Here is a 1364-nt window from a genome sequence, read left to right on the forward strand (position 1 = left end):
CCTCCAGGTGGAGGAGTATCTGTTTGTCACGGCGGATGAGTATTCGATTGTCAAATTGACGGAAAAAGGTGCTGCTTTCCTGGAAGCACCGGAGCCAATCGAGATGAAGATGGCGAAGGAGCGGGAGAAACAGGCAGCTGGAAGCAGCAAAAAGAGCCGCCGGGGCGCGAAGCTTCCAGCCGGGGCAGCCGAATTTACGGAGAAGGAAGAGACGCTCTTCGAGGCACTCCGCGCGCTGCGCCGCGAGATCGCATCCGAGGAAAAAGTGCCGCCGTATATCGTATTTTCTGATAAGACGCTGACGCATATGTGTATTTTAAAACCGGTTACGGAAGCGGAGATGCTGGAGGTGTCCGGCGTGGGTGCGTATAAGTTTGAAAAATATGGAGAACGGTTTCTGGAGTGCGTGCGGAAGTTCTTAGAGTCTTAGTATCGGGTGTGTGTTCTGTTCGTGAGTGAAAAATGCCTGGAGAAAAGACAGAAAAATAAAAAAATACACATATGATGACAGATTTTATCTTGTTAAACACCGCATTTTCTAGTATAATAAGGGTATCAATCCATGGATGGAAGTGACTGTGAAAATGGAACTTTTAGAAGCAGTTTCAAACATTTATGAACACCTATTTAGATGGAGAAGGGGGCGTTTTTATGGAGAAAAGTTATACAAAGATTTACACAACTGGAGCGACAGTACCGTTAAAGATTCGTCCAGGACATTTCGCAACAAACCATGCACATATCAATTATTACATTGATGTGACGACCCTGAAAGCGAGAACGAAAGAGGCGGAGGAAGTTGCACAGGCGCTGGTTGGCATGTATCTGTATGACACCGTGATCGATACGATTGTCTGCATGGAGGGCACGGAAGTTATCGGTGCTTTTCTGGCGGAGGAGCTGGCAAAGGGCGGTTTTCTCTCGACGAACGCGCACAAATCTATCTATGTAATCAGCCCGGAGTTCAACAACAACAGCCAGATCATTTTCCGTGACAACCTGATTCCGATGATCCGTGATAAACACGTGATGATCCTGATGGCATCCGTGACGACGGGACGCACCTTAAATAAGGCAGTTGAGAGCATCCAGTATTACGGTGGTATCTTACAGGGCGCATCGGCGATTTTCAGTGCGATGGATTCGCTGGATGGTGTGCCGATCAAGTCAGTCTTTGGCAAGAAGGATTTACCGGATTATACGTATTCAGATTACCGTGACTGCCCGCTCTGCAAGGCAGGAAAGAAAATTGATGCGCTGGTAAATACGTTTGGATATTCGCCGATGGGGTGATGCCGCGATCGGAAGCTGCTTCGTTTGATGAATACAGGATTTGTAAAAGCTGAATCGTTGAGATGAAATGC

General features: G+C 47.4%; 2 protein-coding genes. Both read left to right on the forward strand.

The features are described from left to right. On the forward strand, nt 1–430 hold a 430-nt coding region (locus QVO97_RS08860; protein WP_288189479.1), incomplete at its 5' end, for an HRDC domain-containing protein. Nucleotides 431–651: 221 nt separating this feature from the next. Continuing rightward, entirely contained in the window at nt 652–1293 is a 642-nt protein-coding gene (locus QVO97_RS08865) for a hypothetical protein (RefSeq protein WP_022359975.1), read from the forward strand. Nucleotides 1294–1364 lie beyond the last annotated feature (71 nt).

Source organism: Clostridium sp. CAG:43, assembly GCF_000434655.1.
Lineage (GTDB): Bacteria > Bacillota > Clostridia > Lachnospirales > Lachnospiraceae > Otoolea > Otoolea fessa.

Excerpts from the sequence above, each read along its gene's own strand:
- QVO97_RS08865 (WP_022359975.1), top strand. The coding sequence starts at position 652 with ATGGAGAAAAGTTATACAAAGATTTACACAACTGGAGCGACAGTACCG.